The 23,077-nt window shown below is 37.2% G+C and carries 21 protein-coding genes and 1 riboswitch; of the genes, 18 read left to right on the top strand and 3 right to left on the bottom strand.

The annotated features are described in order from the left end of the window. The first annotated feature begins 636 nt into the window (after positions 1–636). From ACIP9W_RS17995 to ACIP9W_RS17970, 6 genes are all read left to right on the top strand, one after another. Positions 637–1,635, top strand: a complete 999-nt coding sequence (locus tag ACIP9W_RS17995) for an ABC transporter substrate-binding protein (RefSeq protein WP_400792392.1) — start codon at positions 637–639, stop codon at positions 1,633–1,635. Positions 1,636–1,658: 23 nt separating this feature from the next. Then, a complete protein-coding gene (locus ACIP9W_RS17990) occupies positions 1,659–2,666 on the top strand; it encodes a FecCD family ABC transporter permease (protein ID WP_400792166.1) in 1,008 nt (335 codons plus the stop codon). Further along, entirely contained in the window at positions 2,659–3,690 is a 1,032-nt protein-coding gene (locus tag ACIP9W_RS17985; protein ID WP_400792164.1) for a FecCD family ABC transporter permease, read from the top strand. Before ACIP9W_RS17990 ends, ACIP9W_RS17985 begins: the two co-directional genes overlap by 8 nt. Positions 3,691–3,700: 10 nt before the next feature. After that, positions 3,701–4,486, top strand: coding sequence for an ABC transporter ATP-binding protein (locus ACIP9W_RS17980; RefSeq protein ID WP_400792162.1), 786 nt, complete (start codon positions 3,701–3,703; stop codon positions 4,484–4,486). A 79-nt stretch (positions 4,487–4,565) separates the two neighbouring features. Beyond that, positions 4,566–5,360, top strand: coding sequence for an alpha/beta hydrolase (locus ACIP9W_RS17975; RefSeq protein ID WP_400792160.1), 795 nt, complete (start codon positions 4,566–4,568; stop codon positions 5,358–5,360). 12 nt (positions 5,361–5,372) lie between these two features. Then, on the top strand, positions 5,373–6,131 hold the full coding sequence (locus tag ACIP9W_RS17970; RefSeq protein WP_400792158.1) for an alpha/beta hydrolase: 759 nt from the start codon (positions 5,373–5,375) through the stop codon (positions 6,129–6,131). Between the two features lie 57 nt (positions 6,132–6,188). On the opposite strand, the gene ACIP9W_RS17965 is transcribed toward ACIP9W_RS17970, so the two are convergent. Continuing rightward, positions 6,189–7,625, bottom strand: coding sequence for a phospholipase D family protein (locus ACIP9W_RS17965; RefSeq protein WP_400792156.1), 1,437 nt, complete (start codon positions 7,623–7,625; stop codon positions 6,189–6,191). A gap of 180 nt (positions 7,626–7,805) precedes the next feature. Here ACIP9W_RS17965 and ACIP9W_RS17960 point away from each other — a divergent pair, with 180 nt between their 5' ends. After that, positions 7,806–9,014 carry a CaiB/BaiF CoA transferase family protein gene (locus ACIP9W_RS17960; protein WP_400792154.1) on the top strand — a complete coding sequence of 403 codons (1,209 nt, stop codon included), beginning with the start codon at positions 7,806–7,808 and terminating at the stop codon, positions 9,012–9,014. A 17-nt stretch (positions 9,015–9,031) separates the two neighbouring features. Then, positions 9,032–10,627, top strand: a complete 1,596-nt coding sequence (locus ACIP9W_RS17955; protein ID WP_400792151.1) for a long-chain-fatty-acid--CoA ligase — start codon at positions 9,032–9,034, stop codon at positions 10,625–10,627. 89 nt (positions 10,628–10,716) lie between these two features. Here ACIP9W_RS17955 and ACIP9W_RS17950 read toward each other — a convergent pair whose 3' ends face one another. Next, positions 10,717–11,229: a helix-turn-helix domain-containing protein gene (locus tag ACIP9W_RS17950; RefSeq protein ID WP_400792149.1), complete on the bottom strand. Its 513-nt coding sequence runs from the start codon at positions 11,227–11,229 to the stop codon at positions 10,717–10,719. A 167-nt stretch (positions 11,230–11,396) separates the two neighbouring features. Between ACIP9W_RS17950 and ACIP9W_RS17945 the strand changes: the two genes are divergently transcribed. From ACIP9W_RS17945 to ACIP9W_RS17910, 8 genes are all read left to right on the top strand, one after another. Further along, a complete protein-coding gene (locus ACIP9W_RS17945; RefSeq protein WP_400792147.1) occupies positions 11,397–12,743 on the top strand; it encodes an MFS transporter in 1,347 nt (448 codons plus the stop codon). A gap of 79 nt (positions 12,744–12,822) precedes the next feature. After that, entirely contained in the window at positions 12,823–13,806 is a 984-nt protein-coding gene (locus ACIP9W_RS17940; RefSeq protein WP_400792145.1) for an ornithine cyclodeaminase family protein, read from the top strand. Between the two features lie 162 nt (positions 13,807–13,968). Then, complete coding sequence (locus ACIP9W_RS17935) at positions 13,969–14,946, top strand: ring-cleaving dioxygenase (protein WP_400792143.1); 978 nt, start codon at positions 13,969–13,971, stop codon at positions 14,944–14,946. Positions 14,947–15,178: 232 nt separating this feature from the next. Further along, positions 15,179–16,912, top strand: a complete 1,734-nt coding sequence (locus tag ACIP9W_RS17930) for a methyl-accepting chemotaxis protein (RefSeq protein WP_400792141.1) — start codon at positions 15,179–15,181, stop codon at positions 16,910–16,912. 136 nt (positions 16,913–17,048) lie between these two features. After that, a complete protein-coding gene (locus ACIP9W_RS17925; RefSeq protein ID WP_400792139.1) occupies positions 17,049–18,062 on the top strand; it encodes an LLM class flavin-dependent oxidoreductase in 1,014 nt (337 codons plus the stop codon). Positions 18,063–18,178: 116 nt separating this feature from the next. Next, positions 18,179–19,141: an ABC transporter ATP-binding protein gene (locus ACIP9W_RS17920; RefSeq protein WP_400792137.1), complete on the top strand. Its 963-nt coding sequence runs from the start codon at positions 18,179–18,181 to the stop codon at positions 19,139–19,141. Continuing rightward, entirely contained in the window at positions 19,142–19,786 is a 645-nt protein-coding gene (locus tag ACIP9W_RS17915) for an ABC transporter permease (protein ID WP_400792135.1), read from the top strand. Positions 19,787–19,792: 6 nt separating this feature from the next. Then, the gene (locus ACIP9W_RS17910) at positions 19,793–20,686 is read left to right on the top strand and encodes a glycine betaine ABC transporter substrate-binding protein (protein ID WP_400792132.1); all 894 of its coding nucleotides are present in this window, start codon (positions 19,793–19,795) and stop codon (positions 20,684–20,686) included. A gap of 40 nt (positions 20,687–20,726) precedes the next feature. On the opposite strand, the gene ACIP9W_RS17905 is transcribed toward ACIP9W_RS17910, so the two are convergent. Further along, the gene (locus tag ACIP9W_RS17905; RefSeq protein WP_400792130.1) at positions 20,727–21,218 is read right to left on the bottom strand and encodes a QueT transporter family protein; all 492 of its coding nucleotides are present in this window, start codon (positions 21,216–21,218) and stop codon (positions 20,727–20,729) included. A gap of 7 nt (positions 21,219–21,225) precedes the next feature. Continuing rightward, positions 21,226–21,270: riboswitch (PreQ1 riboswitch) on the bottom strand. Between the two features lie 130 nt (positions 21,271–21,400). On the opposite strand from ACIP9W_RS17905, the gene ACIP9W_RS17900 reads away from it, so the two are divergent. Both ACIP9W_RS17900 and ACIP9W_RS17895 read left to right on the top strand, forming a co-directional pair. After that, positions 21,401–22,591 carry an MBL fold metallo-hydrolase gene (locus ACIP9W_RS17900; protein ID WP_400792128.1) on the top strand — a complete coding sequence of 397 codons (1,191 nt, stop codon included), beginning with the start codon at positions 21,401–21,403 and terminating at the stop codon, positions 22,589–22,591. Next, positions 22,578–22,826, top strand: a complete 249-nt coding sequence (locus ACIP9W_RS17895; RefSeq protein ID WP_400792125.1) for a DUF3006 domain-containing protein — start codon at positions 22,578–22,580, stop codon at positions 22,824–22,826. Before ACIP9W_RS17900 ends, ACIP9W_RS17895 begins: the two co-directional genes overlap by 14 nt. The last annotated feature ends 251 nt before the right edge of the window (positions 22,827–23,077 follow it).

Genomic DNA, 23,077 nt, shown 5'->3' with positions numbered 1-23,077 from the left:
AGACTGCGCAGTAGTTTTCGGCGTCCTAATCCAAGTAAACTTGCTTTATCGAAATTGTTTGCTCTCAGACTAAAACTGGTTGATTTTGACAGCTTTTTGGTTGCCCTTAGCCATTTATTGGATTCATTCAATCCAAATAGGGTTGAGGATGTTGATGTTTTTGTTTTTAGCAACTCGAACATTAATAAAAAAGAGATTACCATTGATTTTTGCTACAGACGGCGACTCCTGTGGGATGAGTGGGCTAATGAGACATCCCAACGACGCCCAAAGCGGAGGGGATGGCTCATCGCTCACCCCACGGAAAGCGTCCGAATGTAGTGAAAATCACGGCGGACACTTCATCAACCACCTACCGCACAGTTTCCCTATAATGTGCGGCATCCCAATATAATTGCACATTTCCATTCGACATATTGGGGCAGAGATATACTCAGTAGCACTTTTGTTCTTTTGAAATGCATAGAAAGACATATCTTAATATCTGATAAAAAATATCTATTCTTAATGTACTAATTTTTTTAAAAATAGTATTGTAATTCTATTTTTAATGACGTATTATGATAATGATAATCGTTATCAATTAAACTCGGCCTAGTTTAATAAATATGAAAAGGAGTTAGTTATAAAATGACAATGAGAAAGTATTGGTTTATTGGTGCATCGGCACTACTAGCTTTAACTTTAGCTGCATGCAGTGATCAAGAAAAGGAAGCAACTGCAAAAGAAGAAAAAACGGAAGAGGTTGCGGATGTAGAACAAGAAGCGAAAACAGAGGTTAAAGAAGAAGCTACCACAGAACAAACGATTACATATTTAGGGGAAGATTATGTCTTACCAGCACAGGTGAATAATATTGTGGCCGCTAGTCTTGAGTCAATGGAAGACGCAGCAATTTTAGGGGTAAAGCCAGTGGGAGTATTGGAAATTGCCGGTGAAATTCCAGGTTATTTAGCAAAAGAACTAGAAGGTGCATCATTAGTTGGGGATAAATTTGCACCAAACAATGAGGCGATTTTAGCGTTAGATCCTGATGTTATTTTAGGCTCCTCTAAACATGGTGAGGATGTCGTATCATCCTTAAACAAAATCCAAACAATGATTCCTTATTCTCATATTTCAACTAACTGGAAAGAGAATTTAAGATTACTAGGTCAATTAACGGGAAAAGATGCTGAAGCAGAAAGTATTATTACAGATTATGATGCAAAGGCTTCTGAAGCGAAAGGGAAAATTCAAGAATCTTTAAAAGATAAAAGTGTCTTAGTTGTTCGTATTCGTCAAGGCAGCATGTGTGTTTATCCAGCAGGCGTTTATTTAAACCCAGTAATTTATGAAGATTTAGGTGTAACTGTTCCAGAAGTAATTACTAAAACGGAGGCACAGGCTGAACTTTCACTGGAAGCTTTAGCGGAGATTAATCCAGATTATATCTTCTTACAATTTGAAACGAGCGAAAATACAGATAATGCAACTGCGCTTGACGATTTATTAAATAACCCTATTTTCAAAAGCGTAGAAGCTGCTAAAAACGATCATGTATTTGTGAATGCTGTAGATCCATTAGCACAAGGTGGAACTGCATGGTCGAAAGTGAAATTTTTAGACGCGGCAATTGAAGACTTACTGAAGTAAAAGATAAGGTGCGATGAATGTAAATGAACAAGACAAATTGGATAGCAACTACTATTCTAGTAACCTCTCCAGTGTTCATCGTACTAGCAATTGTCTTATCCGTTTTATATGGTGCAAAGGATATTAGTGCATTAACTGTATGGCAAGCGATTACGCAATTCGACGCTAATAATGTGGATCACAACATTATTAGAACATCTCGATTACCGCGCGTAATCGCTGCTTTATTAGTTGGCGCATTTTTAGCAGTTGCTGGTTCTGTGATGCAAGGCATCACACGAAATTATCTTGCATCCCCTTCCATTATGGGTGTAAATGACGGTTCGGCATTTGTTATTACGTTGGCGATGGTGTTTTTTCCAGGATTACCAAATTATCAAATGATTTTACTATCAATGGTTGGTTCTGCCATTGGGGCCGGTTTAGTATTCGGCTTTGGGTCGCTTATAAAAGGTGGATTATCACCTGTTAGGCTAGCGATTATTGGGACAGTTATTGGAACGTTCCTTAGCAGTATTGCATCAGCGGTTGCAATGTATTTTCAAGTTTCGCAAAGTGTCAGCGTTTGGTATAACGCAAAAATACATACAGTAAATCCCGATATGCTAGTGCTATCCATTCCTTTTGGTTTAGTTGGGCTAATACTTGCTCTGAGTATCGCCAAATCGGTAACGATTTCTTCGTTAGGAGAAGACATAGCAGTCAATTTAGGACAACGAACAAAATGGGTGAAGGCGATTAGTATTTTATCGGTTGTGTGTTTAACGGGAACTGCAGTTGCATTAGTCGGAAAAATTGCATTTGTTGGTCTAGTCATTCCACATATAACTCGCTTTATCGTTGGAGTGGACTATCGTTTTGCCATCCCCTGCTCTGCCGTTATTGGCGCAGTTTTTTTAGCGTTTTGTGATGTTATCAGTAGATTTATTAACTTTCCGTTTGAAACGCCTGTTGGGGTAGTAACAGCGATTATCGGTGTTCCTTTCTTCCTTTATTTAATTCGGACGAGAGGAGGAGAACAGCGTGCGTAAAGAACAGTTTGGTCGCTTCTTAACAATGATGCTCGTTTTTATAGGGCTAACATTCGTTGCTTTTTATTTTCATATTACAAATGGAGCATTTGACATGTCTGTCATGGATGTGGTGAAGACAATGCTACGAATAGATCCCAATGAGAAACACGACTTAGTTATTTTTGAGTTTCGTTTACCTCGTATTGTTATTGCCGCATTAGTAGGAATCGGTTTAGGAATGGCAGGGACTGTTATTCAAGGAGTAACGAGAAATGGCTTAGCTGATCCGGGTATTTTAGGTATTAATGCAGGAGCTGGGGCATCTATAGTTATTTTTATGTTCTTTTTTCAAATGTCTTCTAATAACTTGACGGATGATAGTTGGTCTTCAATTTTAATGATGCCACTTTTTGGCTTTGTCGGAGGGGCGGTAGCAGCTGGTTTAATCTATCTTTTTTCTTGGCGAAATGGCGTATTGGATATGCAACGGCTTATTTTAACTGGTATAGCGATAAGTAGTGGGTTTGGCGCATTGTCTCTCTATACATCACTTAAAATGAATGCCAGTGATTATGAGATGGCAGCAGTTTGGATAGCAGGTAGTATTTATAGTGCAAACTGGTCGTTTGTTTTATCAATGTTACCGTGGATTGTCATTTTGGGATATGTCATTTATCGAAAAAGTCATTTGTTAGATTATTTTCAACTAGAAGAGGCAAGTGCAAAGAGTCTTGGAATTTCCGTAGAAAAGGAAAAGTCTATTTTGTTATTAAGCAGTGTTGGTATAGTTAGTGCTTGTGTTTCCGTTTCTGGAGGCATTGGATTTATCGGTTTGATGGCACCGCATATTGCCAAACGACTTGTCGGTATTCAACATCGTTTTGTCCTACCGATGAGTGCAATGATTGGAATGTTTTTACTTGTTTTTTCTGATTATATTGCAAAGACTGTATTTGAGCCTTCCGAATTACCAGTAGGAATTGTAGTGTCTATCATTGGAATTCCTTACTTTTTATATTTGTTAGTAAAATCTAGAGCATAGGAGGATTTTAATGGTAAACAGTGTATTGCGAGTAGAGGAATTATGTTCCGGTTACGAAAAGCAAACCGTTTTTACTAATTTGAGTACATCTATTCAAGAAGGTAAAATTACAACGATTATTGGACCAAATGGATGCGGAAAATCCACGCTTTTAAAAACAATCGGACGAATTTTAAAGCAAACTAGCGGAAATGTCTATTTACAAGAGCAAAATATGCAAGCAATCTCCACAAAAGAAATAGCAAAGCAGCTTGCACTGCTGTCACAAAATCCAGAAGCACCTGCACAACTAAAAGTGGAAGAGCTTATATCATATGGTCGTTATCCCCATCGAAAAAATGTTGGAACTCTTTCCAAAAAAGACATCGAAGTAATTGAATGGGCAATGGAAGTGACGAAGACAACCCAATTTCGAAAAAGAGAAATCAGTCAGTTGTCAGGCGGGCAACGCCAAAAAGTATGGCTAGCTATGGCATTAGCACAAGAAACTGACATTCTGTTGCTTGATGAACCTACCACTTACTTAGATATGGCACATCAATTGGAAATGCTTAAAATTGTAGACGATTTAAATAAAAAACATCAATGTACAATTGTGATGGTACTGCATGATATTAATCATGCTGCTCGCTTTTCAGATGAACTGATTGCCATGAAAGACGGAGAAATTATTACAGTTGGAACACCGTCAGAAATATTAACGAAGGATGTAATGAAGCGCGTCTTTCAAATTGACGCCAAAATAATGATAGATGAAGAGAATGGCTCGCCTGTTTGTTATGGCTATGATATTTAAGGTTAAACTTCAAACAGTGGGGAAGGGCACACAGGGCGTCGTATTACCCGTAATGCGGGATAAAATGGAGGATGAAGAAATGATGGATAAAGTTTGGCTAGAAGATACAGAGTTTTGGGAAATGAAATCAAACATAATGGATTATACGTATGACATAAAAGTGTCCATTCCCAATGAAGAAGCGCCAGAAAAAGGGTTTCCAATCTATTATATGTTAGATGGGAATTGGTATTTCCAGTTTGGTCGTGATGTTGTACGATTGCAAGCAGGAAATGGTCCAAAAACGCTCATCTCTCCTGCAATTGTTGTAGGAATCGGACATAAAGGTACGAAAGAAGACGTAGGAAAAAGAAGATTTTATGAGTTTACACCTTTCGCTGAAACATATAAATACCCAGAACGTTTCAAAGGAACACAAATTTGGGATCATGGCGGAGCAGAAAAGCTTCTAGCGTTTATCGAGCAAGAATTGATGCCGGTTATTAATGAAAAATATGCGGTTAATAGGGATAAACAGACACTATTTGGTCATTCATTAAGTGGATTATTTGTAGTTTGGGCTTTATTTAAACGTCCAGATTTGTTCCCTTATTATGTAGCAACTAGCCCTTCTATTTGGTGGAATGAGCATGAGTTATTCATGCATGCAGAACAATATTTTCAGGAAGGCTTGCCACATGCCCATAGAAAGTTGTTAATGTTGGTTGGCAGTGAAGAGGATTTTATGGTCGATGATGCCAAGCAATTGTATGCAAAAATGAGCGAGCACAAAACAGAACAATTGGAAGTTGAGTTGTATATTGCACAAGATGAAAACCATGCCTCTGTGGTTCCCACCATTATGAGTAGAGCCTTTCGCTTTATGAATAAATAAGGAGGAAGACAAGTGACTTCGAAGGTTGAAGGAGAGTTTATCGAGTTAGAAATATTGAGGCGTAAAATAATTATGTACTTGCCTATCGAGTACAAGTTGGATGCTGAACGCATTTTTCCAGTCGTTTTTTTACATGATGGAGACTTTTTATTTAGAAGGTCGATCGATGTAATTGAACAAAATGTAAGAGCAGGTGTGACGGAGCCGGTTGTTTTTGTTGGAATAGAGTCTGAAAAAAGAAATGATGAGTATACACCTTGGGAACAAGAAGCACTATTCGGAAATTGGTCATTCGGTGGTAAAGGAGATGTATATTTGGAATCTATTTATCAAACGATAGTTCCATATGTGCAAAAGCATTTTCGTATCTCGTCGGAGGCTAGAAATATGGCGTTGGGTGGCGTGTCTTTAGGTGGATTAATCACCCTTTACGCAATGTATAGGACAGAAAGCGTATTTAATAACTTTATATTAATCTCCGCTTCTCTCTGGTTTAAAGATTTTATATCATTCATGAAAGACTCTTTGTTGGCGGATGATTTGAATATTTATATGTACGTTGGAGAACGAGAAGGTATGAAAAAGTCTAATGCTCAGAAATGGATGGTTCCAAACAATAAGATTGCTTATCATATTTTGCAGGAAGCGAGTTCAGATCCAAACAAAAGCATAAAGTTTGAAACGGATCCACTTGGTACGCATGAAGACTCTTTCTTCCTTCAATACTTTCCGAATAGTATTAAGTTTTTATTTCCCGCTCGGAAGGACTAACAACTAAAGCCCCGAATCTTAGGCGTAATGATAAATGCTAGATTCGGGGTTATTACTTTAATAGGTTGTAATTTTTAATAGCTTTTGTAGTGAGTATATCCATCGTTGCCACCAAGTAAATCCATCCTGAAATTCCTCTAAATCTACTGTATACATAGCGTCTTCATTATTCCAAAGTCGTTCGAAATAATCTTCCATTTGTAAGACAAGCTCACTATCATTTGGTGCAAGAACTCGCAAGTTATTTTCTAAATTATAATTGTCCAATGTGCGTTCTGTGTAGTTAGCAGACCCGTTTGAAATGATTGTGTGCTTTTTCGTTTGAATCCAAATTGCTTTCGTGTGATATTGGCCGATAACGGTGTTATACCACCTGATGTTCATTTTTCCTTCTGTATCTTCCACCATTTCTTGGACGACGGGGCGATTTGGTAAACCTGATTTTTCTTGGCCAAAGGAGTTTTCATTTGGATCAAGTATTAGATTTACTTCTACTCCGCGGTTTGCAGCATCGATTAATGCATTGACAATATCCCGCTTTGCTACAAAAAACATACCAAGCCAAATTTTGTCTCCTTTTTTGGTAACTGCTACATCTGCAAGTAACTTATCTAAAATCTTTTTCTCTGTTAAATATTGCACTTCATATTCTCCCTTTACTTCTTCTGCTTCGATGCGCGGAAGTTTAGGACCACCAGAGAACAAAGTTACTACCTCTTCTGACTTTAAAATATCATTAATGATAGGACCATCTACTGTTAATGCAATATTTCCATGAAAGCCGCTCGCATCATGTGGATTGGAAGACGTCACCATTGCTTCCTTTTCTGTTATGACTGCTTTTCGATGATTTGCCTTCACATTCAGTAATGTCATATACGAAGCAATTGTCATTTTAGGTGCATCACTTGCCATCGCGTTTGCTATCCAGCCCTTTCCTCCAATATCAAACCACTGAAAAAATATTCGATAAATGCCTGAGTAAATTGGAGTGGAGTCCCGCAATGGATCCAAGTCGGTATAGACTATTTCTACACCAGCATCTCTCATTTTTTTGAACCATTCATTTTCATAAGATCCGTAACCACGATTGAGCGGATCAGTAATGAATACTACTGGCATATTAGGATTCTCTTCTTTCTTATTCGCGAGGGTAGTAGATAAGTTGTCTGCAATTTTGGGGAAGTCTTCATCTTCATCATAATAACCATCAAACAAGAAAAAATCGACGACGACAAATTCTTTTGCCTCGTTAATCATTGTATTTACTTCCTCAAAAATATGATTTTCATGTATCATTCCAGTTCCTTCCCGATCTTGTGCATAGGTAAGGTCTGTTATAAATTCTACATGATTCGTTTTATGTATATTCCCTTCGAAGGAAACCCCTTCTGGCAGTGGTTTATACGTATGCCATAAAATAACCGCTATATAGATAAGAGCGAACAGACATAGAAATCCGATAAATATCCGCTTCTTTTGCTTTTTAACCATCTTTGTTTCCTCCTACTTGCATCATTTCCACATATATATTCCCGAGAATAAGAGAAAGAAAACAATCAGAGAATTTTAATATAACGACTATTGAAAACGGATACAATAATCACTACAATATAATAATAGAGAGAAAATTTGTAAGTTTCTAAAAATTAAACAGTGCGGAGGTGTGAGTACTTGGGAATCTTAAATGGGTTGAAAGTTTTAGACTTTTCGACCTTACTGCCTGGACCATTTGCCACTATGATGTTAGCAGATATGGGAGCAGAAGTGTTGAAAGTGGAAGCCCCAAATCGAGAGGACTTAGTAAAATATTTGGGCCCAATCGATGGGGAAGTATCCGCTACTTTTGGACATTTAAATCGTTCTAAGCGTTCTTTAGCATTGGATCTAAAACAGAGTGAAGCGAAAGAAATCATCTATCAACTGATACAAGAATACGATATTGTTATCGAACAATTTCGTCCAGGAGTAATGGATAAATTGGGAATAGGGTATGAAAAGTTAAAAGAAATCAATCCTAAAATTATTTTTTGCTCCATTACTGGATACGGACAAACTGGTCCTCTACGTAATCGTGCAGGACATGATATTAACTATTTATCATTGGCTGGTCTTTCGAGTTATTCCTTTAGAAAAGATCAGCTTCCTGTACCAGCAGGAGTGCAGGTAGCTGACATTGCAGGAGGTTCCATGCCTGCTGTAATAGGGATTTTAGCGGCTGTCTATCATCGTGAAAAAACTGGAGAAGGTCAGCGGATTGATATAAGCATTACAGATGTATCTTTTTCACTGAATGCAATGTATGGCCCTGGATATCTAGTAGGTAAGGAAGAGCCTGAGCCTGAATCCTTATTATTAAATGGAGGCTCTTTCTATGATTACTATGAAACGAAAGATAAACGTTATCTGTCTATTGGTAGTTTAGAGCCACCATTTCAAGCGATGCTGTGTGAGTTAATCGGCGACCCTAGTTTAATAAAGTTAAGCAGTAGTGAACGTAAAGAAGAACAGCAGGCTTTTAAAGAAATTCTAGAAAAAGCTATTAAGCAAAAAACTTTATATGAATGGGTAAGTATTCTAGAAGAGGGCTTTGATGGGTGCATTGAACCAGTATTGAGTTTCTCGGAAGCTGTTAATCATCCACAAATAAAAGCAAGAGAAATGATAGTTGCTGTACCAAAGAAAGAAGGAGGTACGCAGAGTCAAATTGCTTTTCCTATTAAATTTTCCACGCAACAAGCAAACTACCGTTTTGCAGGGGTGAACACAGGAAATGACTCAGAAGAAATCTTAAGGGAAATGGGTCATAACAAAGATACGATAGACACACTTAAGCAAAAAGGGGTCTTTGGATCAATCGTACAAAAAGAAATTTCATTCTAAAAGAGGAGTTGGTTGGAATGTTTGCTGCATTAACACCATTAGATTGGAAAAGAAGAGCGATCAAATATTATCCGAAAAAAACTGCGGTAATCGATGGAGAGAAACAGTTTACATATGAAGAGTTTGGGGAACGGACGGATAGACTATCTATTGCTTTAGCAAAGGCTGGAGTTCAAAAAGGAGATCATATTGCAGTCATGTTGCCAAATACCCATTATATGTTAGAAAGTTTTTATGGGATTTGTCAGCTCGGCGCTGTACATGTCCCTTTAAATTATCGATTAATTGCAGAAGACTTAGAATACATTATCAAACATAGTGATTCTAAAATACTCATTGTGGATGAAGAATATAGTCATTTAATAGAAGGAATCCGCGATAGCTTGTCCTTAGAAAAAATTATTGTTGTTGCAGTGGAAGGGCATACGAATTTATTGGAAGGTATTTATTATGAAGAATTTATCAATCAAGACTTTGATGATGCTTCACTTCCAAAAGTGGATATAGATGAAAATCAATTACTTACATTAAATTATACAAGTGGTACGACTTCCAAACCAAAAGGGGTTATGCTAACACATCGAGGTAATTACTTAAATGCAGCTAACTTTATGTATCATCTAAGTGTAAAGCATGATGATGTGTATCTTCATACATTGCCGATGTTCCATGCGAATGGTTGGGGTGGGGTGTGGGCAATTACCGCCACTGGAGCAACACATGTGTGCTTACGTAAGGTAGATCCACCGCTTATTTTGGATCTATTTGAAAAACATAAAATCAGCTTATTATGTGGTGCACCTACCGTTGTAAATATGCTAGTGAATGAACCAAAAGCAAAAGAAGTGAAGATTACAACAAAACCTCGAATGGGCACTGCAGGAGCGCCACCAGCGGCAGCACTTATAGGGAAAGCGCAAGAGATTCTTGGACTAAATATGATGCATGTTTATGGACTGACCGAAACATCTCCATTCATTCTATATAGCGAATGGAAAAAAGAATTCGATGATAAATCACCGGATGAACAAGCAACGATAAAAGCTAGACAAGGTATTGAACTAGCATTTAATGGGGAAACAAAAGTGGTCAGTCAGGAAGATGGAAAAGAAGTTGCTTGGAATGGTAAGGAAATTGGTGAAATAATCACGCGTGGGAATGTCGTCATGGAAGGCTATTACAAAGATCCGGAAAAAACAGCAGAAGCTATCGTAGACGGTTGGTTCCATACGGGTGATTTGGCAGTAACACATCCAGATGGGTATATCGAAATTCAAGATCGTATAAAGGACATGATTATTTCTGGTGGGGAGAATATCTCATCTACGGAAATTGAAGGGGTATTATATAAGCATCCGGATGTTTTAGAGACAGCTGTTATTGCTGTACCAGATGAAAAATGGGGAGAGGTCCCTAAAGCGATTGTTGTGCTTCGTGAAGAAAAGAATGTGACGGAGCAAGAGATGATCGACTATTGCAGATCCGTTATGGCACATTTCAAAGTACCAAAATCATTTGAGTTCGTAGAGACATTACCAAAAACAGCAACTGGGAAGCTCCAAAAATTCTTATTGCGAGAAATGTACTGGAATGGGGTTAAAAAAGTAAATTGAAAAGTGTACTGCCCAGAGTTAAGAAACTTTATTAAACTGAAATATTAAGAAGGAGTGAGTTTCTTGTACTCACTCCTTTTACATGTATGTTACTTCGAGGATACGACTAAAAATCGTACCGGTTTATTCGTTAAGTTATACCAATAGTGCGTTTTGTTTGCATCAAACATGGTTGATTGTTGCTCCCCTAATTCTTCTTTTTTCTCGTCTACTACTACAGTTAAAGTACCTTCAATAACATATAAAAATTCATGGCCACTATGAGCAAAGGCATTTCCTTCATTTTCCCCTGGCTGCAGTGTGACTAAGATAGGTAAATAGGAAGCATCAAGAATCCCATTCGATAAATCTTGGTAAAAAAATTGCTGTCTGATGGAATTTAAATCATCTGTCTGTGAATGATCGGTAAAAAATATAGTAGGATTTACTTTTAATGCATCTGCAATTTTTTTCAAGGATTCTAAGGTGACGCTCGATTTACCGCGCTCTACTTGGGATAAGAAGCTAATTGAGACACCCGTAAGTTCTGCTAGACTTTTTAAAGTAAGCTTCCGTTCTTTTCGTAATTGTTTTAATATCTGTCCTATTGAATGTGAAGACATATTTAATACCCCTTTTATAATACTCTTAAGTAAATCATACATTACTTTTTACGGAACGCCCATTGCAAATAATTTGCAACGTATATTGACAGAAAATTTCAAACTACTTACAATGAAAATGGGAGAATTAAAGTGTCACTTCAATTTTGATAAAGGGGAGAGTTAAAATGGATTCAAAACAAATGAGGAAAGTGTGGATTGCTAGTTTAGTAGGAAGTTCGATTGAATGGTTTGATTACTTTTTGTATGGAACGGTAGCAGCCCTTGTATTTAACCAATTATTCTTTGTTACGGAAGATCCATCGGTTGGAACTATTCTTGCTTATGCATCATTTGCACTGGCTTTCTTTATACGTCCATTCGGAGGAGTTATCTTCAGTCATATTGGCGATAGAATTGGACGAAAGAAGACGCTTGTTCTTACGTTAAGTTTAATGGGGATTGCAACATTTGGGATGGGATTACTTCCTACTTATCAAGCGATAGGTGTTTGGGCTCCAATTCTTTTAATAACGCTACGTCTTGTTCAAGGCTTAGGTATTGGAGGAGAATGGGGAGGAGCTTTACTTCTTGCAGTTGAGTATGCGCCGAAAGAAAAACGCGGATTATATGGCGCTATTCCTCAAATGGGTGTAACAATAGGGATGGTTCTAGGGACTGTTGCATTATCGATCATGACTTTGCTGCCGGAAGGTTCATTTATGACTTGGGGTTGGCGTATTCCCTTCATCTTTAGTGCATTATTAGTTGTTTTTGGTTTATGGATTCGTAAAGGAATTGACGAAACACCATCCTTCAAAAAGGTACAACAATCAGGCGAAATTCCTAAACTGCCAATAGTAGATACGTTAAAGTATCATTGGCGCGAAGTACTAATCGCAATCGGGGAAAAAGTAGTAGAAACAGCACCATTCTATATCTTCGGTACGTTTGTCGTATCTTACGCGACAACAAATCTAGGATTCTCAAGAACAGCCGTGTTAAATTCCGTTATGATAGCTACAATAGTTACTACGATTTTAATACCGATTATGGGAAGTCTTTCTGATAAAATAGGTCGTAAAAAGCTTTACGTCACTGGAACTATTGGGATGATTGTTTTTGCTTTCCCATACTTCTGGATGTTACATCAGCAATCTGTTGCATTATTAGTTATTGCGACGATTATTGGATTAGGTATCATTTGGTCACCGATTACTGCAGTATTAGGGACGATGTTTTCCGAAATTTTTGATGCAAAAGTGCGATATACAGGAATTACGCTTGGGTACCAAATTGGTGCAGCGGTGGCTGGTGGTACTGCACCACTCGTTGCGGCAAGTTTACTGTTGAAGTTTAATGATTCATATATTCCAGTTGCCTGCTACATTATATTCACTGCTGTTATTTCTTTGTTAGCAATATGGGCAGTAAAAGATCGTAGTCAAGAGCATTTAGATGACATTAGCAAAGTAGATACAGAAAGCACAAAAGAACAGTCTAAGGTTTCCAATACATTGGGCAAAGCACAATAAATAAAGCGATAATAGAAAATATCTCGTCTTTCGCTCGTGTTAATGAAAGACGAGTTTTTTTATTAATGGAGGTTTTTGCATGTTAATAGTAAATGAACAACAAATTATCAATACATATCTTATGAAAGATGCCATTCAAGATGTTACGGAAGTATTAAAAGGGAAGGAAGCCAAAAAGATTGCAAGCCCTCATCGTACAGTAATCGAATTTCCGCCATATGAAGCCTCGGCGTTATATATGCCAAGTGCTGACTTAGTAGGAGAAGTAGCGGCGGTAAAGGTTGTTACTATTTTTCCGCATAATCCGGCGAACGGAAAAGCGACAACCCAAGGGGTCATTTTACTCTCAGATGCTTCCAATGGAGAACATTTAGCTATGTTAAATGCCTCTTATTTAACAAGACTTCGGACAGGGGCATTAAGTGGAATCGCAACAAATTATTTAGCGAAACAAGATGCAAAAGTGCTGGCAGTAATTGGTACAGGTGCGATGGCATTTGAACAGGTGCTTGGTGTACTTGCTGTCCGTCCAATTGAACTCATTCTACTCGTGAACCGAAACTTAGAAAAAGCAAAAGCATTTGGCGAAAAACTCAAAGCGTTTGGAGTGCAAACAGCCTATGAGCTAATAGAAGATGTAGCAACTGCTGTTCGCCAAGCCGATATTATTAACTGTGCGACTCGTGCCAATGAACCTGTTTTTGATGGAGATGATTTGAAAGCTGGCGCCCATGTGAATGGTGTTGGCTCCTATTTACCGCATATGCATGAAGTGGATCTCACAACTATAACTCGTGCAGCTAAAATTGTTGTGGACGACTTAGCGGGTGTTAAAGAGGAAGCAGGAGAGCTTATAGATGCAGAAGAGCGAGGTAAATGGTCTTTTGAACAAGTCTATGGAGAAATTGGTCAGCTTGTCGTTGGTGCTATAAAAGGTAGAGAGAATAAGGAAGAAATCACCTTTTTCAAATCAGTAGGAGCTGCTTATTTTGATTTGGCAGTTGCAAAAGGTGTATATGCAAAAGCAAAAGAACAACAAATAGGAACAGAAATAGACGTGTAATGTTTCTAATAAATATGACCATAATAACATTAGGAACTGTCCCAATACTTTAAAGTTTTGAGGACAGTTTCTATTTGTTTGACATGGATTTTTTATCATGTTAAAATTACCTTGAATTAGAGATATTTTAATTAAAGGTAATATAAAATGGAGGAATTTAATATGAATCATTTAAAAGGTATGCACCATGTAACTGCAATTACAAGTAGTGCAGAAGAAAACTATAAATTTTTCACATATACATTAGGTATGCGTTTAGTTAAAAAAACAGTAAATCAAGATGATATTCAAACATACCACCTGTTTTTTGCCGATGATGTAGGTGGAGCAGGAACAGATATGACATTTTTCGATTTCCCAGGTATCCCAAAAGGAACTCATGGAACAAATGAAATATATAAAACAGGCTTCCGCGTGCCAAGCGATGCTGCCCTAGATTACTGGGTAAAGCGTTTTGATCGGTTAGAAGTGAAGCATACTGGAATTCAAGAACAATTCGGTGTAAAGGTACTTTCTTTTGTAGACTTTGATGACCAACAATATCAATTAGTGTCAGATGAAAATAATGAAGGAATTGCATCTGGAATACCATGGCAAAAGGGCCCAATACCTTTAGAGTATGCTATTACAGGACTAGGACCGATTCATATTCGAATTGCTGAGTTCGATTATATGAAAGAAGTGTTAGAAAAAGTAATGCTATTTAAAGAAACTGCACAGGAAGGATCTTTGCATTTGTTTGAAGTTGGAGAAGGAGGAAATGGTGCTCAAGTAATTGTGGAAAAAAATATTATTCTCCCTCCTGGTAGACAAGGTTTCGGAACAGTCCATCATGCAGCATTCCGTGTAGAAGATCGTTCCGTTTTAGATGAATGGACGAATCGTATGGAGAGCTTTGGATTCCAAACATCAGGTTTTGTGGATCGTTTCTTCTTCCAAAGTTTATACGCAAGAGTTGCCAATGGTATTTTGTTCGAGTTTGCGACAGATGGTCCAGGATTTATGGGAGATGAACCTTATGAAACGCTTGGAGAAAAATTATCTCTACCACCGTTTTTAGAACCAAAGCGTGCACAAATAGAAAGTTTAGTTCGCCCAATCGATACGGTAAGAAGTACGATTGATTTTGTAAAAGAATAATAACGAAAAAAGAGATCCTTCCTGTCAATAGGGATGATCTCTTTTTATTTATAATTTGTAAATAAATTAGAAAAAATGTATAGGTTACATTTGCTATGAGTTAGGTATTAAAGATTATATTTTTTGGTCGATAAATTACTTGGAGTCGAAAAGTACATACAATTGTTGAGATTTTGATGTGATAGAAGGACTACAACCTATTACTTACAATTTTATCAAAGGGGAAAAATAAATGAAAATACGTTCAAAACTTTTTATCATTTCTATATGTCTATTATTGATACCTAGTTTAATAATAGGGGTTAGTAGTTATATCTCAGCTAAAAAAAATCTGGATGAGCTAGGAGAAAAAACACTTAAGAATGGCGTAGAAATGGCACTTTTACTAATTGATTCTAAAAATGAGGCAGTTGAAAACGGTGATCTAACGCTAGAAGAAGCGCAAGAACAAGTGAAGCAATATTTACTTGGTGAATTACAAAGTGATGGCAAGCGGGCCATAACGAGCAAAGTAGACTTAGGAGCAAATGGTTACTTTGTGATTTATGGAAAGAATGGAGATGAAATTGCCCATCCTACCATAGAAGGAACCAATGCATGGGAAACTAAAGATATTGATGGAAAATACATTGTCCAGGATATGATCAAAACTGCAGAAGCAGGAGGAGGTTATTATTATTATAAATGGGACTTACCAAATCAGCCTGGAACTGCGGCAACAAAAATCACCTATAATACAGTAGATCCAAATTGGGGATGGGTTATAAGCGCCGGAACATATATGGAAGATTTTAATAAGGGGATTAATTCCATACTTATGACTATTGTGACTACACTAGTTTTAAGTACGATAATTGGTTTAATCGTCATTGTATTGTTCGCAAGACATCTGGGTAACCCTATTAAATTAATCGCTGATAGTGTAAATTTGATTGCTCAACAAGACTTAGCAATTGAGCATGTAAAGGTTAAAAATAAAGATGAGCTAGGTAATCTAGCTAATGGAATAAATACAATGACAACAAATTTAAGAGAAGTAATTGAATCTGTATCTATGTCGGCACAGCAAGTAGCAGCTACCTCTGAAGAACTGACTGCCAGCAGTGAACAAACTAGTAGAGCATCAGAGGAAATCACGGAGTCTATTCAACAAATTTCTTCTGGTCAAGAAAGTCAGTTATTTGGAGTGCAGGAAGCGAAAAACTCTGTTTCCCAAATTTCCTCTAGCATTACAGAGATAACAACGAATATTAAAGAATTAAATGACCTATCCATTGAGACTTCTAAAACTTCTCTTTCTGGTAATGAAGTGATTAAACAAACCGTGGAACAAATGAATCAAATTAACAATCAAAGTACGGTAACAACAGAAGCGATGATTGTATTAGAAAGAAAATCTCAAGAAATTGGGGAAATTATTAATGTAATTACGAGCATTGCAGAGCAAACGAATTTACTAGCTCTGAACGCTGCAATTGAAGCTGCTCGAGCAGGCGAACATGGTAAAGGTTTTGCAGTAGTGGCTGATGAAGTAAGAAAGTTAGCAGAGGAATCAGGAAATGCAGCAAAAAATATTTCCTCGCTTATTAATGAGATTCAAATAGATACAACTCATACTGTTCAAACCGTTAATGAAGGAAAAATAACAATAGAAAATGGTATGAATTACGTTTCAAACGCAGGTGAAACATTCGAAAAAATAGCCGAAGACATAAATACTATTAATAGTAAATTATCTATTATTTCATCAGAAATTCAAGGAATAAATAGTAATGCGGAAGTTCTTGTAACACAAGTAAATAATACAAAAGATGTTATAGAAAAATCTACGGATTACACACAAAATGTTGTTGCAGCAGCGGAAGAACAATATGCATCCATGATTGAAATGACAGCAGCATCCCGTTCTTTAGCAGAAATGTCTGAGAAACTTCAAGATGTAGTTTCCGATTTTAAATTGAATTAAGCAAAAAGCAGCAGATTTTTTACACGAGGATGAGGTGTATGAATCTGCTCTTTTTAAGTTCAATTATTTTGTTTTTACCTCGTTGTACGCTATCGTTAATGCAGTATGATGAATTAGAAGTAAGGAGACGAGATAATTGAGTGCAACTAAAACCTTAGATCAAATCAAATATTCCGTATTAGATTTAGCGCCCATTATTCAAGGGGCTACTCCAGCTGAAGCCTTTCAAAATACGAAAGATTTAGCGCAGCATGCAGAGAAGTGGGGATATAATCGTGTATGGCTTGCGGAACATCATAGTATGCCAGGTATTGCAAGTTCAGCAACCTCTGTCGTAATGGGATATGTAGCTGCAGCCACAGAAAAAATTCGTGTCGGATCGGGTGGCATTATGCTGCCAAACCATGCACCTCTTGTTATAGCAGAGCAATTTGGAACGCTTGAAGCTATGTACCCAGGTAGAATAGATTTAGGATTAGGTAGAGCTCCCGGAACGGATCAGACAACCGCGATGGCTCTTCGACGTGATTCTAGAAGCAGCGGACATGAGTTTCCTCAGCAATTAGAAGAGCTTCGAGGTTATTTAGATGCAAATTCTAAGCACAATAGAGTACGAGCTATTCCAGGAGAAGGACAGGATATACCAATTTGGCTTCTTGGGTCGAGTGGTTTTAGTGCGACTTTAGCTGGTCAGTTAGGATTACCTTTTTCATTTGCAAGTCATTTTTCACCAGAAAATACATTGCCTGCGCTTGAAAGATATCGTCATTATTTTGAGCCATCAGCAGTCTTAGATAAACCATATGCAATGGTTGGTGTCAATGTCGTTGCGGCAGATACGACAGAAGAAGCAAAAATACTTTCTACAACCCATCAACAACAGTTTTTAAGTCTTATTCGAAATACGCCTAGTCAGATACAACCGCCAGTAGAAACGATGGATGGTATTTGGAGTCCACTTGAAAAAGAAAGTATTCTCCATCAATTAAAATCGACTATTGTTGGAAATCCAACAGAAGTAAAAGAGAAGCTTCAAGCATTTTTAGAGGAAACTGGAGCAGATGAAATCATTATAAACTCAACGATATATGACCATCAAGCTCGCTTAAGATCCTATGAAATTGTAGCAGAAGTGACAGGGATGAAATAATAAGAACCAAACCAGATTCTATAACATTGAGAATCTGGTTTTTTTATGCTTCAAACAGACATTTTAGGGTATATATAATAACAGTTAAATATAGTGTAATAAGGGGGAAAGATTAGTTGATCCAATTTGACAAGGTAACGAAAGTGTTTGAGGATGGGACAGAAGCTCTAAAGGATGTCTCATTAACGATTCCCGCAGAAGAGTTAGTGGTCCTTATTGGTCCAAGTGGTTGCGGAAAAACAACATTGATGAAAATGATCAATCGGCTAGAAATTCCAACCTCCGGAGAAGTATATGTAGGTGGTAAAGCTGTTTCTTCAGTGGACGCAGTGGAGCTTCGAAAAACAATTGGCTACGTTATTCAACGAATTGGCTTGTTTCCACATATGTCTGTTGAAAGAAATGCATCGCTTGTACCAAATTTAAAAGGATGGACAAAAACAAAAACAACGGAACAGGTTTATGAATTAATGCAAATGGTTGGCCTCGATTCGAAGGAATACTTGTCTAAATATCCACTAGAGCTGAGCGGAGGGCAACAGCAGCGAATAGGAGTAGTAAGAGCGTTAGCCGGAAATCCAGCTATCGTTTTGATGGATGAACCGTTTAGCGCATTAGACCCTATTAGTCGAGAGCAATTACAAATGGAAATAAAAAATATACAAAAAAAACTGAAGAAAACAATCGTATTTGTTACACATGATATGGATGAAGCATTAAAAATAGCAGATACAATTGTCATTATGAGAAACGGTCAAATTGAGCAGACAGGCACACCTACTGAACTAATAGAGAGCCCCATCAATCAATTTGTTCAAGACTTCATAGGTATTGAGCGTATCAATCAAAAAAAGTCAATTGGAAAGCGTGAGCTACAAGATTTAATCCCTTCATTTAAACGAAGCGAACAATCCTCCTATTTAATCGTAGAAGCAAACATATTAGTAGAAGAAGCGATCAATTTATTAGAAAACGAAGGAATCGAAAGCTTGCTTGTAAAAAAAGGAAATAAGGAATTAGGCTTTGTAAACCAATCCACTCTTCTACGTGCAATGCTCACAAAGGAAGAGGTGTCGTAAATGCAAACATTTTTAGACACATTTTTCAGTAGAAGTGATTTAATACAAGAAGCATTTTTACAACATATTTATTTATCTTTTATTGCTTTAGCGATAGGCATTGGTATCGCATTACCGCTAGGAATTTTTGTAGCTAGGTATCGAAAACTTGCGGAACCGATTATTGGAGTGACTGCTATTTTTCAAACTATTCCTAGTCTAGCGTTGTTTGGTTTTCTAGTACCACTCATTGGAATAGGCACGATGACTGCACTGATTGCCTTAATCATTTATGCACTTTTACCTATTTTACGAAATACATATACAGGCATTACAACAATCGATGAATCTATTATTGAAGCAGGTCGTGGAATGGGAATGACGACAGGTCAATTGTTGCGTCAGATTGAGTTTCCGCTAGCTTTACCCTTCATCATGGCAGGAATTCGAACAGCTACCGTTTTGACGGTGGGTATTGCGACACTTGCTACTTTTGTTGGGGCAGGTGGATTAGGTGATGTTATTTATAGAGGTTTGCAATCATATAATAATGCGCTCGTCTTAGCAGGGGCATTACCTGTTGCAATATTAGCCATTTTGTTTGATCTTATCTTGAAGTGGATTGAGAAAAAAGCAACACCAAAAGGATTAAAGACTGGGAGATGATGACGTATGAAGAAAATGTTCGTTACGATAGGAGTTGCATCGACTCTTTTATTGGGTGCCTGTACAAATTCAGAGGAAACACTAGTTATTGGTGGAAAACCTTGGACAGAACAATATATACTGCCACAAATTTTAGGGCAATATATTGAAGAGCATACAGATTATCAAGTGGAGTATAAAGAAGGACTTGGAGAAGTGGCGATTATGACACCAGCTCTTGAGAAAGGCGATATAGACTTATATGTAGAATATACAGGTACAGGTTTAAAGGATGTCCTAAAAGAAGAATCTGAGGTTGGAGAAAGCTCCGAAAGTGTGTTGGAGCGAGTGAAAAAAGGGTATGAAGAAAAATTCCAAGCAACTTGGTTAACCCCACTAGGATTTGAAAATACGTATACTTTAGCATATGCGAAAGACAAAGATTATGACGCAAAGACTTATTCAGATCTTGTAGAGGTCTCTAGGTTTGGGGATATGGTCTTTGGGGCGCCTCATGCTTTTTATGAACGACAAGGAGACGGTTTTGATGATTTAATCAATTCTTATCCCTTCACATTCACGGAAACGAAAAGTCTCGATCCAAATCTTATGTATGAGGCTGTAAAAAATGGGGAAGTCGATGTGATTCCGGCATTTACAACAGATGGGCGCATTGAACGTTTTGAATTACAGACAACACAAGATGATTTAGGATTTTTCCCTAAGTATGATGCTGCACCAGTTGTTCGTTTAGATGCGTTGGAAAAGTTTCCAGAACTCGAAAAAGTATTAAATGAACTGGCAGGGAAAATTTCCGAAGAGGATATGTTAAAGATGAATGCAAAAGTAGATATGGACGGAGAAAAAGCGGAAGACGTTGCGCATGATTTCTTAGTGGAGAAAGGTTTGATTCAAAAATAAAAACAGCACCCGGTTCTAGTTAGAATCGGGTGCACGTTATTTAAATCAATGATTTGAAATTTAATCGTTTGTTTAAAGCAATCATAAGTGCAATACCTACTGCTAATACAACGAATTCACCTATTGCAACAGTTAACCAAAGTTCTAGGAAGGTATCTTTAATATCTATAAAGACAAGCTTCAATTCGAATGCAATGATGAACATCATGAATGAAAAGATGAGTGTATTAAAAATCATACGTCCTAGATAACCTTTAATAAACTTGGATGCTAAAATAGTGAGTGACAAGGATATAATCGAATGTGCTACACCAAAAGCTAAGTCATACAAGCCCAGAGGTGAGAAAAAATTTGTTACGATTACTCCTAATACTATTCCAAAAAAGTATTTTTTATTAAAGACAATTAGGTGGTTGAACATTTCAGCAATACGAAATTGTAGCGCGCCAAATGCAAAAGGTGCAATTAGAAGCGAGACAGCAACATACAAAGCCGCAATAATACCACTTATTGCTAATGTTTTTGTTTTCATTATTCATTTCTCCTTAGTTTTTTTATGTGGGAGGTTCTCGAACCACATTTTATAATCACAATTGATAATTTTATGACAGGCATAGGGCAATTGTCAAGGAAATTTTACAACTATTAAATGGAAATCCTATAATGAATTTCTCTATGATAAAATAGTAAGGCTATAAAAAAGGAAGGTATAAAATGAAATATATAATATCAATCATAAGTGCATTTTTGATTTTCGTTACATTTGGCTGCACGATGGAAATGCAAAATGAAAGCCAAGAAAAAAAAGTAGAAACAAACGCTGAGAAACAAATGAGTGTTCATTTTATAGATGTTGGACAAGGAGATTCTATACTCATTCAATCTCCTACAGGGAAGAATATGCTTATTGACGGAGGGAAAAAAGAAAAAGGAAAGGACGTAGTGAATTATTTACGGCAACATGGAGTGGAGAAGTTAGATTATGTGGTAGCAACTCATCCAGATGCGGATCATATTGGCGGATTGCTCTCCGTATTAAACTCCGTTTCTATTAAAAACTTCATAGATTCAGGAAAAGAGCATACTACAGATACGTATGAGCAAATGCTACAGCTTATTTTGGACAAGAATATCCCATTTGTTGTACCAAGTATAGGTGATACAATTCCTTTAGATTCGGATGTAGAAATAACTGTCTTGCATACGAGTGATGATGCCAACGAAAATAATGAAGCTTCTATAGTGTTGAAGGTCCAATATAAGGACGTGTCGTTCTTGTTAACTGGGGACGCTGATGCAGCTGTGGAGAAAAGCATGATAAAAAAATATGACCTAAAATCTACTATATTAAAAGCGGGACATCATGGTTCGGATACAAGTAGTTCGGACGCTTTTATCCGTGAGGTTCAACCAGAAGTAGCAATTTTAAGTTATGGGGAAAATAATATGTATGGTCACCCTACTCCTATCGTCGTGACGAGATTGAAAAAAGCTAACGCAGAAATTTATAGTACAGCAGAATTAGGAAATATTGTAGTGGAGACAGATGGAAGAGATTATAATGTTTCGGCGGATTCATTTCCTGCTGAAAAGGAAACAGTAGCAGAAACACCGCTTTTCATATCAGAGAAAGATGTTCGGGAAGAAATCGTTGCTATTACAAACCAAGGAAATGCAGCAGTGAACATGGAAGGGTGGCAGTTGGTTTCCGTAGCGGGCAATCAAGTATATAACTTTCCGGATATATCTATTCAGCCGGGTGAAACTTTATATGTAACAAGCGGTCCTGAAGCAAAAGAAGACGGTATACATTTGAAATGGACGAATAGACAAATGTGGAGAAACGAAGGAGATACAGCGCAATTATTAAATGAGAAAGGGGTAGTGATGAGTGAACTCAAATAAATACACACTTGATCGAGTAGAAGGAGAGCTCGCAGTATTTTTAAAATATCCAAATGAAACAAAAAGACTGCATATCGCTATTTCAGAACTTGATGAAGAAGTAAAAGAAGGAGATATTGTCCTTATCTCTATCGAAAATGACACATATAAAGTGGAAAGATTAGTAGCGGACACAGAGAAACAAAGAGAAAAAGTACGTGGTTTATTAGAAAAGCTGAAGAATCAGCAAAAGTAAAGCTTTTATTGATACAGTTATGTTACTGATACCAGGTAACATAACTGTATTTTTTGTTGGTTAGGAAACTATAGAAGACTTAGATATGTGGAAACTTTTTTCGAGTAACATTATAGGGAAACTGCGAAGTAGGGAGTGAAAGAAAGTGACCACTTGGATTTAGCGAGGTCACTGAAAAAGTCCAATATTTAAATTAGGCAGTTGAAAGTTCGATTTAATTGAACTTTCAACTGCCTTTTTACTTTATAATA

It is taken from the genome of Psychrobacillus sp. NPDC093180, from assembly GCF_044754065.1.
Lineage (GTDB): Bacteria > Bacillota > Bacilli > Bacillales_A > Planococcaceae > Psychrobacillus.
The sequence above is the reverse complement of the archived record's forward strand: the minus strand, read 5'-3'. Positions and strand labels throughout refer to the sequence as shown.